Annotated in this window: 9 protein-coding genes; 3 read left to right on the forward strand and 6 right to left on the reverse strand. The window is 74.0% G+C overall.

Annotated elements, in window-relative coordinates:
- The first annotated feature begins 45 nt into the window (after positions 1-45).
- A complete protein-coding gene (locus ACFVNO_RS05420) occupies positions 46-594 on the forward strand; it encodes a RidA family protein (RefSeq protein WP_378889589.1) in 549 nt (182 codons plus the stop codon).
- Here ACFVNO_RS05420 and ACFVNO_RS05425 read toward each other — a convergent pair.
- On the reverse strand, positions 536-1,570 hold the full coding sequence (locus tag ACFVNO_RS05425; RefSeq protein WP_378889592.1) for a DMT family transporter: 1,035 nt from the start codon (positions 1,568-1,570) through the stop codon (positions 536-538). The two genes, ACFVNO_RS05420 and ACFVNO_RS05425, sit on opposite strands and share 59 nt — an antisense overlap.
- Positions 1,571-1,698: 128 nt before the next feature.
- Between ACFVNO_RS05425 and ACFVNO_RS05430 the strand changes: the two genes are divergently transcribed.
- Positions 1,699-2,307: a helix-turn-helix domain-containing protein gene (locus tag ACFVNO_RS05430; protein ID WP_355255452.1), complete on the forward strand. Its 609-nt coding sequence runs from the start codon at positions 1,699-1,701 to the stop codon at positions 2,305-2,307.
- A 37-nt stretch (positions 2,308-2,344) separates the two neighbouring features.
- On the opposite strand, the gene ACFVNO_RS05435 is transcribed toward ACFVNO_RS05430, so the two are convergent.
- Positions 2,345-3,229 (reverse strand): sulfotransferase, encoded by an 885-nt coding sequence (locus ACFVNO_RS05435; RefSeq protein WP_355255449.1) that lies wholly within the window; start codon positions 3,227-3,229, stop codon positions 2,345-2,347.
- Positions 3,230-3,405: 176 nt separating this feature from the next.
- Here ACFVNO_RS05435 and ACFVNO_RS05440 point away from each other — a divergent pair, with 176 nt between their 5' ends.
- Positions 3,406-4,203, forward strand: coding sequence for a Sir2 family NAD-dependent protein deacetylase (locus ACFVNO_RS05440; protein WP_355255446.1), 798 nt, complete (start codon positions 3,406-3,408; stop codon positions 4,201-4,203).
- A gap of 68 nt (positions 4,204-4,271) precedes the next feature.
- On the opposite strand, the gene ACFVNO_RS05445 is transcribed toward ACFVNO_RS05440, so the two are convergent.
- From ACFVNO_RS05445 to ACFVNO_RS05460, 4 genes are all read right to left on the reverse strand, one after another.
- Complete coding sequence (locus ACFVNO_RS05445; RefSeq protein ID WP_355255443.1) at positions 4,272-7,523, reverse strand: hypothetical protein; 3,252 nt, start codon at positions 7,521-7,523, stop codon at positions 4,272-4,274.
- Positions 7,524-7,582: 59 nt separating this feature from the next.
- Positions 7,583-10,849: an NACHT domain-containing protein gene (locus tag ACFVNO_RS05450; RefSeq protein WP_378889598.1), complete on the reverse strand. Its 3,267-nt coding sequence runs from the start codon at positions 10,847-10,849 to the stop codon at positions 7,583-7,585.
- Between the two features lie 110 nt (positions 10,850-10,959).
- Entirely contained in the window at positions 10,960-11,634 is a 675-nt protein-coding gene (locus ACFVNO_RS05455; protein WP_220562214.1) for a uracil-DNA glycosylase, read from the reverse strand.
- Positions 11,635-11,740: 106 nt separating this feature from the next.
- Positions 11,741-13,408, reverse strand: a complete 1,668-nt coding sequence (locus ACFVNO_RS05460; RefSeq protein ID WP_378889601.1) for a protein kinase — start codon at positions 13,406-13,408, stop codon at positions 11,741-11,743.
- Between the last annotated feature and the right edge of the window lie 50 nt (positions 13,409-13,458).

The following is a 13,458-nucleotide window of genomic DNA, read 5'->3' on the forward strand; positions in this document are numbered from 1 at the left end:
CCGGACGCGGCCGGTGGGCCGCCCCGCGACCGGAAGGGCCCGCCGGTGGACACCACACCGCACCAGATCGTCAATCCGCTGACCCTCGCCGACCCGGTGGGGTTCTCCCACGCCCTGGTGGTGACACCGGGCAAGGTCGTCCACATCGGCGGTCAGATCGCCCGCCGCTCCGACGGGGCGGTGGCCGGGGACGGCGTGGTCCAGCAGTTCGACCGCGCGCTCGGCAACGTCGTGGAGGCGCTGCGCGCCGCCGGGGCCGTGCCCGAGCACGTGGTCGACATGCGCATCTACACCACCGCGATGCGCTCCTACCGGGTCAGCAGCAACACCATCGGGTCGGTGTACCGCCGCCACATGGGCCGCTACTACCCGCCGATGACGGTGGTCGGGGTGACCGAGCTCATGGAGCCGGAGGCGCTGGTCGAGATCGTGTGCACCGCGGTCGTCCCGGACGTCCGCGACACCGCGGAACTGGACGAGGACGACGAGACCCGGGAGATGCTGGAGAGCATCGAGGAGTCGTCCGGGCCGGGCGTCACCGCGGCTCCCGGGACGGAGGACCCCGGCGACCTGCGCGAGCGCTCGCCCGCCTGAGGCCCGCGCGCCCCGTGCCGGGGCCGGCGGCCGTCACCAGGACGACCGCCGCAGCGCAGACGGCCAGGCCCGCCAGGGCGGCCGCGCCGACCGGGTCGCCGAACATCAGCAGGGACCAGAGCAGGGTCGTCGGCGGTGTCAGGTACAGCAGCGCCGACACCCGGGCGACCCCGAACCGCGCCAGGGCGGCCCAGTACAGGCCGTAGCCGCCGACGGTCGACAGCACCACCACCCAGGCCACGGCCGCCCAGAACCCGGGGTCCGCGGGCGGGGCGAGCGTCCCGGTCGCCGCCGCCAGGGCCGTGAACAGCACGGCGCTCACCCCGCACTGCACGGCCAGCGCCTGCGCCGGAGACCCGCCCGGCCGCAGCCGCCGCTCCAGCAGGGTCGCCGCGACCAGCGACAGCATCGCCCCGACCGGCAGCGCGTACCCCCACCAGGGGGCCGCGCCGGGGGCGCGCAGGTCCGCGCCCACCACCAGGCCGACCCCGGCCAGTCCCAACGCCAGCCCCGCGACCTGCCGGGGCCGGACCCGCTCCCCGAGCAGCGGCACCGCCAGCGCCGTCGCCACCAGCGGTTGCAGCGCCGCGATCAGCGCGACCGTCCCCGCGGCCACCCCCGCCCCCGCCGCGGCGAAGACCCCGTACAGGTACCCGGCCTGGGCCAGCGCCCCCACCGCGGCGTGGCCGGCCGCGTCCCGCCCGGTCATCCGTCCGCCCCGGGCACGCCCGCCTCCGGGCCCGGACCCCGGGGGCCCTTCCGCGCCGGTCCGGGCGGCCCGCGTCCGTCCGCCCCGCGAGCGCGCGCGGGCCCACAGGCACCAGGCGGCCAGCGGCCCGGCGACCACCAGGAACCGCCAGGCCAGCAGGGTCTCGGCCGGGGCGTGGCGGGTGCCGAGTTCGGCCCCCACGAACCCCGAGCTCCACATCACCACCAGCCCCGCGGCGAGCAGGGCCGGGGCGGGCGAGCGCCGCATCCTTCCACCTCCGGTGTCGTCGTCCGTGCCCTCCGCCCCCAGGTAAACACACCGGTCGGTATACTCACGATGTAGTGACCTTCCGGCCGGGAGCGCCCGCCCCGGCCCGTCCGCCTCCAGGGGGAGCCATGACCGCCGCCACCGGGGCCGGCCCGGCAGACCGCGCCGCCCGTCCCCTCACCCCGGCCGCCCGCCGGATCCTCGACGCCGCCGACGAGCTGTTCTACTCGCGCGGCATCAACACGGTCGGCATGGACCTCGTCGCCGAACACGCCGGGGTCACCAAGAAGACCGTCTACGACCGGTTCGGCTCCAAGGCCGCCCTGGTCGCCCACTACCTGCGCGCCCGCGACGCCCGCTGGCGCGCCCACCTGGAAGCCCGCCTGGCCCCCGCCACCACGGCGCGCGAGCGCGTCGCCGCCACCTTCGACGCCCTGGAGGAATGGGTAGGCGAGGACGGCCCGCGCGGCTGCTCCATGGTCAACGCCTACGCCGAGCTCGCCGACCCCGACCACCCCGGCCGGGCCGTGGCCCGGGAGCAGAAGCGCTGGCTGCGCGCCCTGTACACCGACCTCGCCCGCGAGTCGGGCGCCCGCGGTCCCGAGGCCCTCGGCGACACCCTGACCATGCTGCACGAGGGTGCCGTCCTCACCCGGACCGTCACCGGCGTCCCCGACGCCGTCGGCACCGCCCGGGCCGCCGCCGACGCGCTGCTCACCGCCCACGGGGCGCCCTGAACCGGGCCGGGGGACGGCCGGGCCGCCGGCGCCGCGGTCACACGTAGCCGAGGCGGGACAGCTCCAGCCCCGCCACCTCCACCACGTCCGCGTGCTGGTCCCGGGACAGCCGCTCCCGCCAGGTCCCCACCCGCCAGGAGCGCTCGATCAGCAGTTCCGTCGCCGACACCCGCACCCCGGTGAACTCCCGCAGCCTCTTGGCGGCCTGCACCTCGCCGCCGTGCAGGTCCTCGTAGCGCAGTGTCAGCAGCCGGCCGGAGTCCAGGCCGCGGCTCAGCACGGCCGACATGCGCACCGCGCCCCGCCAGCGCATCGCGCACTTGGCCTCCACCGACCCGTCCCCGAACGTCTCCAGGTCGGAGGAGTCCTCCAGCCCGAAGAAGTGGTTGGGGAACTCGTGCTCCAGCTTCATGAAGCTCGGCTTGAGCCAGGCCAGCGAGCGCTCGTCGTCCAGCATCTCCGAGACGACGTCCCGCCCGTCCCGGATGATCTGCACGAACAGCGCGTCGGGGAAGGCCGCGTGCAGGGCCTTGGCGCTGAACAGCAGGTCCGGGCTGGCGTCCCCGTACCGGGTCGCCTGCGCGCTGTGCTCGCACGGCTCGGCGGCGGCGCTGGCGGGCACCCGCTCCCACCGGCCCGCGCAGCGCGGGCAGGTCAGCGGCGTCAGCTGCCAGGACTCGGCGTACGCCTCGCGCAGCAGGGAGGCCGTGCCCGCCGCCTTCTCCAGGGCCAGCGAGGGTCTTCGGGCGACGGCGTACACGGCGTTGAGCACGCCCGGGGAGCCCGCGCTCAGGTGGAACCCGGGGGTGCGGGAAAGGGCGCGGGCGATCTCGGGGACACCGGAGTGGGGAGCGCCCAGCAGGAAGACGGGGCGCTGCACCTTGGTCCCGTTGACCACGAGGATGTAGGACGGCTGCTTCATGATCGTGCTGATTTTCGCACCCTTTGCCCTTCTCGTGTGCATCGGAGGGGGCGTCGGTCCTGCGTGCCTTCGTGTGCTTTCCGAGGCTAGGGTGTGCAGGGGGTGCACGGGGCCGCCCTCCGTCAAGCAGAGGGAAAGCCGACACCAAGTCGCCGCAAGATCGAGGTAGGGCCGCGATGACGACAGACTCCCCAGCGTTCGCCGATCCCCAGGCGTTCGAGCGGGCCGCCGAACTGCTGGAGGCCGCGGACCGCATCACGGTCCTCACCGGCGCCGGCGTGTCCACCGACTCGGGGATCCCCGACTTCCGCGGGCCCAACGGGGTGTGGACCACCGACCCCGACGCCCAGGCCCAGTCCGACATCACCATCTACATGGGCGACGTGGACGTCCGGCGCCGGGTCTGGGCCCAGCGCCGCGCCCACCAGGTGTGGGACGCCGAGCCCAACGCCGCCCACCGGGCCCTGGCCGACCTGGAGCGCACCGGGCGGCTGCGCGCGCTCATCACCCAGAACATCGACGGCCTGCACCAGCGGGGCGGCGTGTCCGACGAGCGGGTGGTCGAGGTGCACGGGACCATGCTGTGGGTGCGGTGCATGTCCTGCGGGCTGCGCACCCCCACCCCCGAGGTGCTGGCCCGGCTGGACGAGGAGTCCGACCCGCGCTGCACGGCCTGCGGCGGCATCCAGAAGTCGGACACGATCTCGTTCGGCCAGCACCTGGACCCGGACGTCATCCTGGCGGCCACGCACGCCACCCGCGACTGCGACGTCTTCCTGGCGGTCGGCACGTCGCTGACCGTCCACCCGGTGGCGGGGCTGTGCGACATGGCGATGATGGCGGGGGCGTCCCTGGTCATCGTCAACGGCGAGGAGACGCCCTACGACGACTTCGCCTCGGCGGCCGTGCACGACTCCATCGGGAAGGTGCTGCCCGCCCTGGTGGAGCGGGTGACGGCGGCCGCCGCCCGCTGAGCGGTACCGGTCCCGGTTCCGCCCGGCGGGCGGAACCGGGACCGGACGGGCCCGCCGGGACCCGCCGGTCAGCGCAGGTGGGCGGCCACGCGGGTGCGCCTGCCGCGCTGGGGGTTCTCCTGGTCGACGATGGCGATGATCCGCTCCACCGTCCCGTCCGGGAGGAAGCCCGGGGGGAACAGGGCCAGCACGGGGGCGACGGCGTCCTTCGCCAGCCGGTTCCCCGAGACCACGGAGTCGACCCCGGACAGGTACTCCCGGACCAGGCGCCGCAGGGGCGAGTACTCCGCGTCGTCCCCGGTGCCCGGCCAGCGCAGGTCCTCGGTCGCCTGCCGCAGCACCAGCAGCTCCAGCCGGCCCAGCTGGGTGGAGGTGAGCATGCGGCGGTAGGCGTTCAGGCGGCCCTCGGGGTCGATGTGGGGAGGGGACAGCCGCAGCTTGAGCACCTCGTGCGGCTCCAGCCACGCGCTGTCGCCGTCGGGGTCCAGGAACCAGGCCCCCATGTCGCCGTGGACCTCGCCGAGGTAGGGCAGCATCCCCAGGAGGACGCGGGCCCCGCTGCCGTTGACGCGCATGGAGATGGAGCGCAGCAGCCGGGAGATCGTCCGGTTGTAGGCGATCGTCATGCCGTAGGGGTCGTAGACGTCCGGGCGCACCTCCACGTCCGTGTGCAGCTCGAACCCGACGCACTCGCCGACGTTCACCGGGTCGCCCACCTCGCGCGAGAGCAGCCTGCGGCTGCCCTCGCGGGTCCACGACTGCATGTGGCGCAGCCGCACGGTGTTCAGGAGGCCGAACCACTCCGGGCTGTCCAGGGAGCGCCAGACCCCCACCAGGTTGCGCCACTCGGTCATCGGCCCGGCCGACTGCGGGAACAGCTCGTCCAGGTCCACGTCGTCCTCGCGCACCAGCACCAGCAGCACGACGAGGTTCGCCGTGTAGTTGGCCTGGCGGACCGTGACCGGCAGGCGTTGGGGCTCGAAATCGGCGTAGGAGCGGTTGGCCGCCGGGAACGGCGCCTCCCGGAACAGCTCGATGAGCAGGTCGGAGTAGTCGCCGCGCAGCCCCGGGTCCTCGGCGAACCGCCGCTCCAGCAGTTCGGCCAGGAAGTCCGGCACCTTGTCCCGGCCCGGCAGGCAGGCGAACGACAGCAGCGCGTACAGCTCACCGTCGTCGATCCGCCGGGCCCGGCCGCGCCGCCGCGAGGTCCGCGAGCGGGAGGCGTCCAGCTCCTCCAGCGCCGCGACCACAGCCCGCGCCACCAGGTACTCGCCGAAGGTGGCGTGCAGGAACTCGAACACGCTCGCCGTTCCGTCACCGGTCCGGGCCCGTGCCTCGTGCACGAAGAAGAACCGGCCCAGCACCTGGTGGGCCGGGTCGATCCGGCCGTGCATCCCCGTCTCGTCCGGGTCCAGCGCGGCCTCGGGCAGCAGCACCGCCAGGTCGCGGTCCAGCTCCTCGGCGCTGACGTTCTGCTTGCGCCGGGTGAACATGGCCAGCGCCGCCACCTCGAGGCGGCGCAGCTCGCCCTCCAGGGCCTCGGCGAGGTCGTCCCGGCCCAGGCCGGAGTGGTGCTTGTCCACCTCCCGGCGGGCGAACATGGTGAGCAGCCGCTCGTACAGCTCCCCGTGGGTGAGCCCCTGGTCGGTGCCGCGCAGCGCGCCGTCCTCGGCGTCGTAGATGAGCAGCATCATCAGCAGCAGCGGCTGTTCGGCCAGGTCGCGGTAGCGCAGCACCGCCTCGGTGGTCAGCGCCCCGGTCGCGTCCGCCGCCCGGGCGTTGGCCCGGTTCCAGATGCCCACCAGGCGGCCGATCCGCGGCTCGTCGAAGGGGTCGAGCTTGATGACGGTCGTGCCCCGCGGGAAGCGGGCGCGGTCGGCGACGACGGTGCGGCTGGTGACGACGACCACCACGGGCAGGCCCATGGCCTCCTGCTGCTGCTGGAACTCCTGGACGCGTTCGAGGTAGTCGGAGCGGTCGACGCCGGTGGCCTGGAGGAGCTCGTCGAAGCCGTCCAGGATGACGACGGGCAGCGCCCCGTCGGCCGAGTCTGCCAGGTCGCGCCAGGAGACGCGGGTGTGCAGGGCGGCGGCCAGGCCCTCCTCGATCTGCACGTGGATGGGCGAGTTGGGGCTGACCGCGCGCAGCTCCACGCGCACGGGCAGGAAGTCCGAGGCCGGCAGCCGGGCGGCCAGCACCTCCGTGAACTTCGACTTGCCCGCGCCGGGGTGCCCGAGCACCACGGTGGGGCGGTCGGTGGCGTCGGGGTGGGTCAGGTGGGCGGCGATGAACGCGGACAGGTCGTCCACCGGCCGGTGCAGGGACCACCACTCCTCGGAGGAGGGGACCGAGTTGGGGGTGATGACCGCGACGCGCCCGCGCGGGGGGATGTAGGCGTCGGCCAGCGAGGGCAGCACCAGCCCGGGCGGGACGTCGGAGGCGCGCAGCACGGGGCGCTCCAGCACCGCGCGGTGGGCGGCGAACAGCTCCTCGCGGCGCCGGTCCACGGGACGGTCCGAGGCCACGGTCGCCAGCAGGCGGCGCAGCTCGCCCAGGCCGTCGTCGACGGCGGAGCGGGTGCGCCGGTGCTCGACCTGGTGCGCCCACAGCGCGAACTCGGGGACGTCGGCGGCCAGGAGGCGGTGCAGCTCCTCGTAGCGCTCGGTCGACCGGCGGCCCAGCTCCCGGCCCACGGAGGTCAGCAGGGGGTGGGCGGGGGAGTCGAGGCCGTGCCCGCGGGCGGCGGCCACCTGCGGCACCGCGTTCTGGAAGGCCTCGGCCAGGCCGTCGAAGTACTCCCGCCAGGCCGCCTCCTCCACGCCGGGCGCGTGCGTCCAGGGGGCTCCGGACGGGGCGGCGGCCTCCTGCGGGGCGGCCTCCAGAGCCCGCGGGCCGGTGTCGGCGTCGGCGTTCCAGCGGTGGGGGAGCGCCACCCGGCCGGGTCGGCCGGGGGACAGCAGGGGGCCGAACAGGGCGGCCCGGTCCTCCTCCGAGAGGCCGAGCTCGTCCAGGGTCAGCGGCGCGCCGGCGGCCTCCCAGACCTCGTCCAGGGCCTCCAGGAAGGCGACCGCCGCGAGGATGCGCTCCGCGGCGAGGATGCGCTCGGTCCGGGTCAGGCGGCTCTCGCCGCGCAGGTGCTCGCGGATGCCCTCCACCGCCTCGCGGCCCTTGCTCACCAGCAGGCTCCGCAGCCCGAACAGGTCGGGGACCCCGAGGAGGCCGAGGCCGCCGTCGGCGAGCCGCTCGGCGAGGTCCCAGGCGTCGGAGTCCTTCTTGCCGAGGATCTTCAGTGCATCCGCGTAGGAGAGCTTCTTGGCCACGGGGGGACCTTCCGTCGTCGGGGGTGGTTCGGGGGATGGGAGGCGCGGTCCGGCCGGGGTCAGTGCTCCCCGCTTCCGGGAGGGCTGATGACGATGGGTGGATGGCTGTAGCCCTGGTGCCCTCCGTCCGGAACAGGTGATACCTCGGTGAGGTCGTGGAAGCGGTTCATGATCCCATTCGGTAGGTAGCCCGGCGGGAACCGGCCGAGGACCGAACGGACCGAGTCCGTCACCTGGCCCTGGGAGGATCCGGGTTCCTGTTCGAAGTGTTCGAGGCCCGTCAGGTAGTCCGCGACCGTCCTCCGCAGCTCTTCACGGCCCTGGGACGAGGGGCGGCCGCCGACGGGATTCCACCGGAGGTCGTCGAAGGCCCAGTTCGCATCCTCTGCGGCCTGCCGCAGGGCGAGCAGCTCCACGCGTCCCAGGTGGTTGCCGGAGAGAAGCCTGCGGTAGCTGGAGATGCGGGCGCCGAAATCCGTTTCCGGCGGCTCCAGCCGCAGGCGCAGGACCTCGTGCATCTCGGTCCACGTTCTCTGTCTCCCCGGGTCCAGGAACCAGCCCCCCAGGTCGTACGACACCCGGTGGAGGTAGGGGAGGGTGCCCAGGACCGTGCGTGCGTTGGTGCCGTTGACGCGCATGGACGTGGCGCGCAGCATCCGCGACGTGGTGGACGCGTACGGCAGGGTCACCTGGTAGGGGTCGAGGACATCGGGGGTCGCGTCCACGTCCGTGTACAGCTCGAAGCCGATGCACTCTCCGACGTTCACCGGTTCGCCGTGCTCGCGGACGACGACCGTGTGCCGCCGGTCCCTGTCCCAGGCGTCCAGGTGCTTCACCCGCACCGTGCGGAGGAGGGAGAACCATTCCGAGCTCTGCAATGTCCGCCACAGGTTCGCCGCGTTGCGCCATTCCGCCAGGGGGTTGGGGGCTTCGGGGAACAGTTCCTCCAGCCCCACCGGGTCCTCACGGGCCAGGACCAGCAGGACGATGAGGTTCGCGGTGTAGTTGGCCTGTCGAATGGTGATCGGAAGGCGTGTCGGCTCGTAGTCACCACGGGACCGGTCGGCGGCCGGGAACGGGGCCTCCTGGAACAGTTCGATGAGCAGCCGGGCACGATCCGACCGTGCCTCCGTCCCCCGGGGGAACCTCTTCTCCAGCTCCTCGTCGAGGAAGTCCGTGATCTTCTCCCGGCCGGGCAGGCAGGCGAACGACAGCAGGGCGTACAGCTCGCCGTCATCGGACCCCTGCACCGACCCGCGCCGGCGCCGCGCGAGCGACCGGGTCTCGGCGAGGTAGTCCAGCGCCGCGACGACGGCCCGCGCCACCAGGTACTCGCCGAAGGTGGCGTGCAGGAACTCGAACACGCTCGCGGTCCCGTCCACGGTCCGCGCCTGTGCCTCGTGCACGAAGAAGAACCGGCCCAGCACCCGGTGGGCCGGGTCGATCCGGCCGTGCGGGTCCGCGTCGGCCGCCTGCCGTCCGGTTCCGGGCATCAGGACGCCCAGGTCCCGGTTCAGCTCCCCGGCGGTCACGTGCTGCCGCCGCCGGGCGAACATCGCGAGCGCCGTGACCTCCAAACGGCGCAGCTCCTCCTCGACCGCCCGGTCGAAACCGTCCCGGTCGAGCGCGGACCGGTGCTTGCTCACCTCGCGTCGCGCGAAGGCGGTGAGCAGCCGCTCGTACAGCTCCCCGTGGGTGAGGTGCCGGTCGGCGCGGCGCAGCGCGCCGTCCTCGGCGTCGTAGAGGAGCAGCATCGCCAGGAGCAGCGGCTGCTCGGCCAGGTCTCGGTAGCGCAGGACCACAGCGGTGGACAGCGCCTCCGGATCGGCTCCGGGCCGTGCGTTCGCCGCCTTCCACACCTGGAGGAACCGGTCGATCCGAGCCTCGTCGAAGGGTTCGAGCTTGACGATCGCGGTCCCCTTGGGGAACCGGGCGCGGTCGGCCACGACCGTGCGGCTGGTGACGATGACGGCCACGGGGAGCCCCATCGCCTCCTGCTGCCGCTGGAACTCCTGGACCTGTTCGAGGTAGTCGGAGCGGTCGACGCCGGTGGCCTGGAGCAGTTCGTCGAACCCGTCCAGCATGATCACCGGCAGCGCCCCGTCGGCGGAGTCCGCCAGCTCCCGCCAGGACACCCGGGTGTGCAGGGCGGCGGCCAGGCCCTCCTCGATCTGCCGGGGGATCGAGGCGTCGGGCGGGACGGAGCGCAGCTCCACCCTGATCGGCAGGAAGTCCGACGGCGGCAGCTGCGCGGCGAGCATCTCGGTGAACTTGGACTTCCCGGAACCCGGGTGCCCGAGGATGACGGTCGGGGCCTCCGCGCCGCGCGGGTGCACGAGACGGGCGGAGACGAACCCCGCGATGTCGTCCGTGGCTTCGATGTCCGCCCACCACTTCTCCGAGGAGGGGACCGCGTCGGCCCCGTTCATGGCGACCCGCCCGCGCGGTGGGATGTACGCGTCTCCGAGTGTGGGCAGGACCAGGCCTTCGGCGGGGCCGTCGTCCGCGGGCAGGACCGGCCGGTGCAGGACACTCCGGTAGAGGGCGGAGAGCTCCGCCCTCCGCCGTTCCATCGGGCGGTCCGAGGCGATCGAGCCGAGCAGGCGGCCCATCTCGGCCAGGCCGGTGTCCAGTCTGTCCCGGGTCCGGGTGTGCTCCCGTTCCTGCGCCCACATCGCGAATTCGGGGACGTCGGCCATGAGCGCCCGCCGGTGTTCGCGGTAGCGGAGCTCGGCCGCCCCGGCCAGGCGCCGCTTCAGGAGAAGGATCCGGCCGTGGTGCACGTCGGTGATCCCGTGGGCCTCGGACACGGCCAGCCCGACGACCATCGACAGGAAGTCGTCCTGCAACGCCTCGAAGCGGATGAGGTCCTTCAGGGACCTGTACCCGGAGTAGTCGGCCTCCGCCCCGGCCTCCGGCTCGGGAGAGGTCCGCAGCACGATCGGCGCGGACGGTCCGCTCAGGGCGCGTTCGGAGAAGGCGGTCTGCTCTTCGGCGGTGATCTCCAGGTCCCTGAAGGGGAAGGGCATCCCGGCCTGCTCCCAGGCCTCCTCCACCGCCTCGAAGAAGGAGACGACGACCAGGATCCGCTCCGCCGCCAGGATCTTCTCCGTCCGGGACATCCGGCTCTCGCCCCTGAGCTTGTCCCGCATCCCCTCCAGCGCCTTGCGGCCCTTCCCGACCACCATGCCCCTGATACCGAACAGGTCCGGCACCCCCAGCGCCCCCAGCCCCCCGTCGGCCAGTTTCTCGGCCACGGCCAGGACCTCGGAGTCGTTCTTTCCCAGGAGCTTCAGGGCGTCCGCGTAGGACAGCTGCTTGGCCACGGGGGGACCTTCCGTCGTCGGGGGGCGGGACACGGGTCGGACCCGGCACCGGGGGACGGTGCCGAGTCCGCAGGTCGACAGGGGTATGGGGGATGTGCGTACGGGGTGGGCTAGGTCAGGCTCCAGTCCACCGGCTCCGCGCCCTGCTCCTTGAGCATCTCGTTCGTCCGGCTGAACGGCTTGGACCCGAAGAACCCGTTGCGCGCCGACATCGGGCTCGGATGCGCCGACTCCACGCACGGGACCCCCGGCATCAGCGGCCGCAGGTCGCGCGCCTGGCGGCCCCACAGGATCGCCACCAGCGGCCCGCCGCGCTCGGCCAGCGCCCGGATGGCCTGGTCGGTGATGGCCTCCCAGCCCTTGCCCTTGTGGGAGGCGGGCGAACCGGGCTGCACGGTCAGGACCCGGTTGAGCAGCAGCACGCCCTGCTTCGTCCACGGGGTGAGGTCGCCGGTGTTCGGGATCGGCAGGCCCAGGTCGTCCTGCATCTCCTTGTAGATGTTCTTCAGGCTCGCGGGCGGCCGCACACCGGGGGCGACGGAGAAGCTCAGCCCCACCGGGTTGCCGGGCGTGGGGTAGGGGTCCTGGCCCACGATGAGCACGCGGACGTCCTTGAACGGCTGCTGGAAAGCGCGCAGGACGTGTTCGCCGGCGGGCAGGTAGGTGCGCCCCTCGGCGACCTCCTGTCGGAGGAAGTCACCCATCGCGGTGATCTGCGGCGCGACCGGCTCCAGGGCCTTCGCCCACCCGGCTTCCATGATTTCGTTGAGGTCCTTGGTGGCCATGGCCAGAACACTAGCGCCCGGCGGCGACATCCACGTCCCTTCCGGTCGATCGGCCCCCGAACGGACACCCCGGGCCGCCCGAGGCCGCCGCCCGGTAGCCCGCCGCTCAGGCCGTGGGTCGGTCCCGTTTGGCCAGGCCGTGCCAGCGGCGCAGGTGGGCCGCCACGCGCACGGTCTCCGGGGACTCCTCGCCGAACACCCGCACGTGCCGCGCCACCAGCTTCCGGTACCGGCGGGCGGCCTCCGCCGGGTCGCCCGCGTGCCCCAGGTAGGCCGCCTGGTAGTGGTGGGCCCGCAGCGTCGTGGGGTGGTCGGCGCCCAGCACCCGCTCCAGTTCCGGGATCAGCCCGTCGAGCACCTCCACCGCCCGCTCCGGCTCACCCGCCTCACCGGTCTCGAACGCCAGGTACAGCCGGGTGGTGAGCACCCGTTCGGAGTCCGGCCCGTACACGGCCGCCAGGTCCGGCAGCAGCTCGGCGTGCACCCGCGCCGCCCTGGCGTGGTCGCCCGCCCGGCCCGCGTTGGTCGCCAGGTAGTAGCGCACCGTCAGCGTCTCCGGGTGCCGGGGGCCGTGCACCCGCAGGATGTCCGGCAGCAGCGCCTCCATCGACTCCGCCGCCCGCGCGTGCGCGCCGCCCTTGCCCGTCAGGTACGCCTCCCGGCGCCGGGCCCGCAGCGTCTCGGGATCGTCGGGGCCGAACGCCGCGCGCAGCCGGGGCAGCAGCGGGCGCAGCTGCGCGGCCGCCTCCGCGAACCGGCCCTCGCCCGCGGTCTCCTGGGCCCGCTCCACCAGGAGCCGCAGCTCGGTCCGGTCCCCGTCGCTGGCGGCGGGCGGCGGGGGCGCGGCCTCCGTGTAGGGCAGGGTCCTGGGCACCGGCAGCGACCCCCCGGTGTCGGGGCCGACCGTCGGGCGCGAGGGGCGGGGCACCGCGAAGGGCGCCAGGCGCTCGCGCACCTCCTCGGCGGAGGCGGGGCGCTCCTCGGCACGCTTGGCGAGCAGGGCGTCCACCAGCTCCGCCAGCGGCCCGGGCAGCCCGGGCCGCAGGGACGCCACCGGCCGCGGCCTCTTGCGCAGGTGGCCGCGGAGCACCGTCAGCGGGTCGTCGCCGGGGAACGGGGGCTCGCCGGTGAGCATCTGGTACAGGATCGCGCCCAGCGAGTACAGGTCGCCCGCCTGGCCCACCCGCTCGCCCCGCACCTGCTCGGGGGCCATGTACAGGGGGGTGCCCAGCACCCGGCCGGTCTGGGTGAGGCGGCGGCTCTGCTCCGACGCGGTGAGCCCCGCGATGCCGAAGTCCAGGACCTTCAGGGTGCCGCCGTACAGCCCGGTCCGCTCACCGATCACCATCAGGTTGCCGGGCTTGACGTCGCGGTGCACGATCCCGGCCGCGTGCGCCGCGCCCAGCCCGGAGGCGGCCTGGGACATCAGGTCGGCGGCGTGTTCGACCGGCAGGGGGGAGGACTCGCGCAGCACGTCCGCCAGCGGCCGCCCGGCGACCAGCTCCATGACCGTGTACACCGAGCCGTCGGACTCCTGGCCGAAGTCGTGCAGGATGACGATGTTCGGGTGGCCGGCCAGGCGCGCGGTCACCCGCGCCTCACGGCGGAACCGGGCGGCGGCCTCGTCGGAGCCGCCCCGCTCGGCGCGCACCAGCTTGACCGCGACCGGGCGGTCCAGGAGCTCGTCGACCCCCCGCCACACCTCGCCCATGCCGCCCCGGCCCAGGAGGGAGAGCAGACGGTAGCGGCCGCCCAGCACCCGTTCGTCGGCCATTCCCGTTCCTCACCGTCCCGAGCCCGTCCGCCGCTCCTGCGACCGTTCAC

This window comes from Nocardiopsis sp. NPDC057823 (assembly GCF_042797335.1).
Lineage (GTDB): Bacteria > Actinomycetota > Actinomycetes > Streptosporangiales > Streptosporangiaceae > Nocardiopsis > Nocardiopsis changdeensis.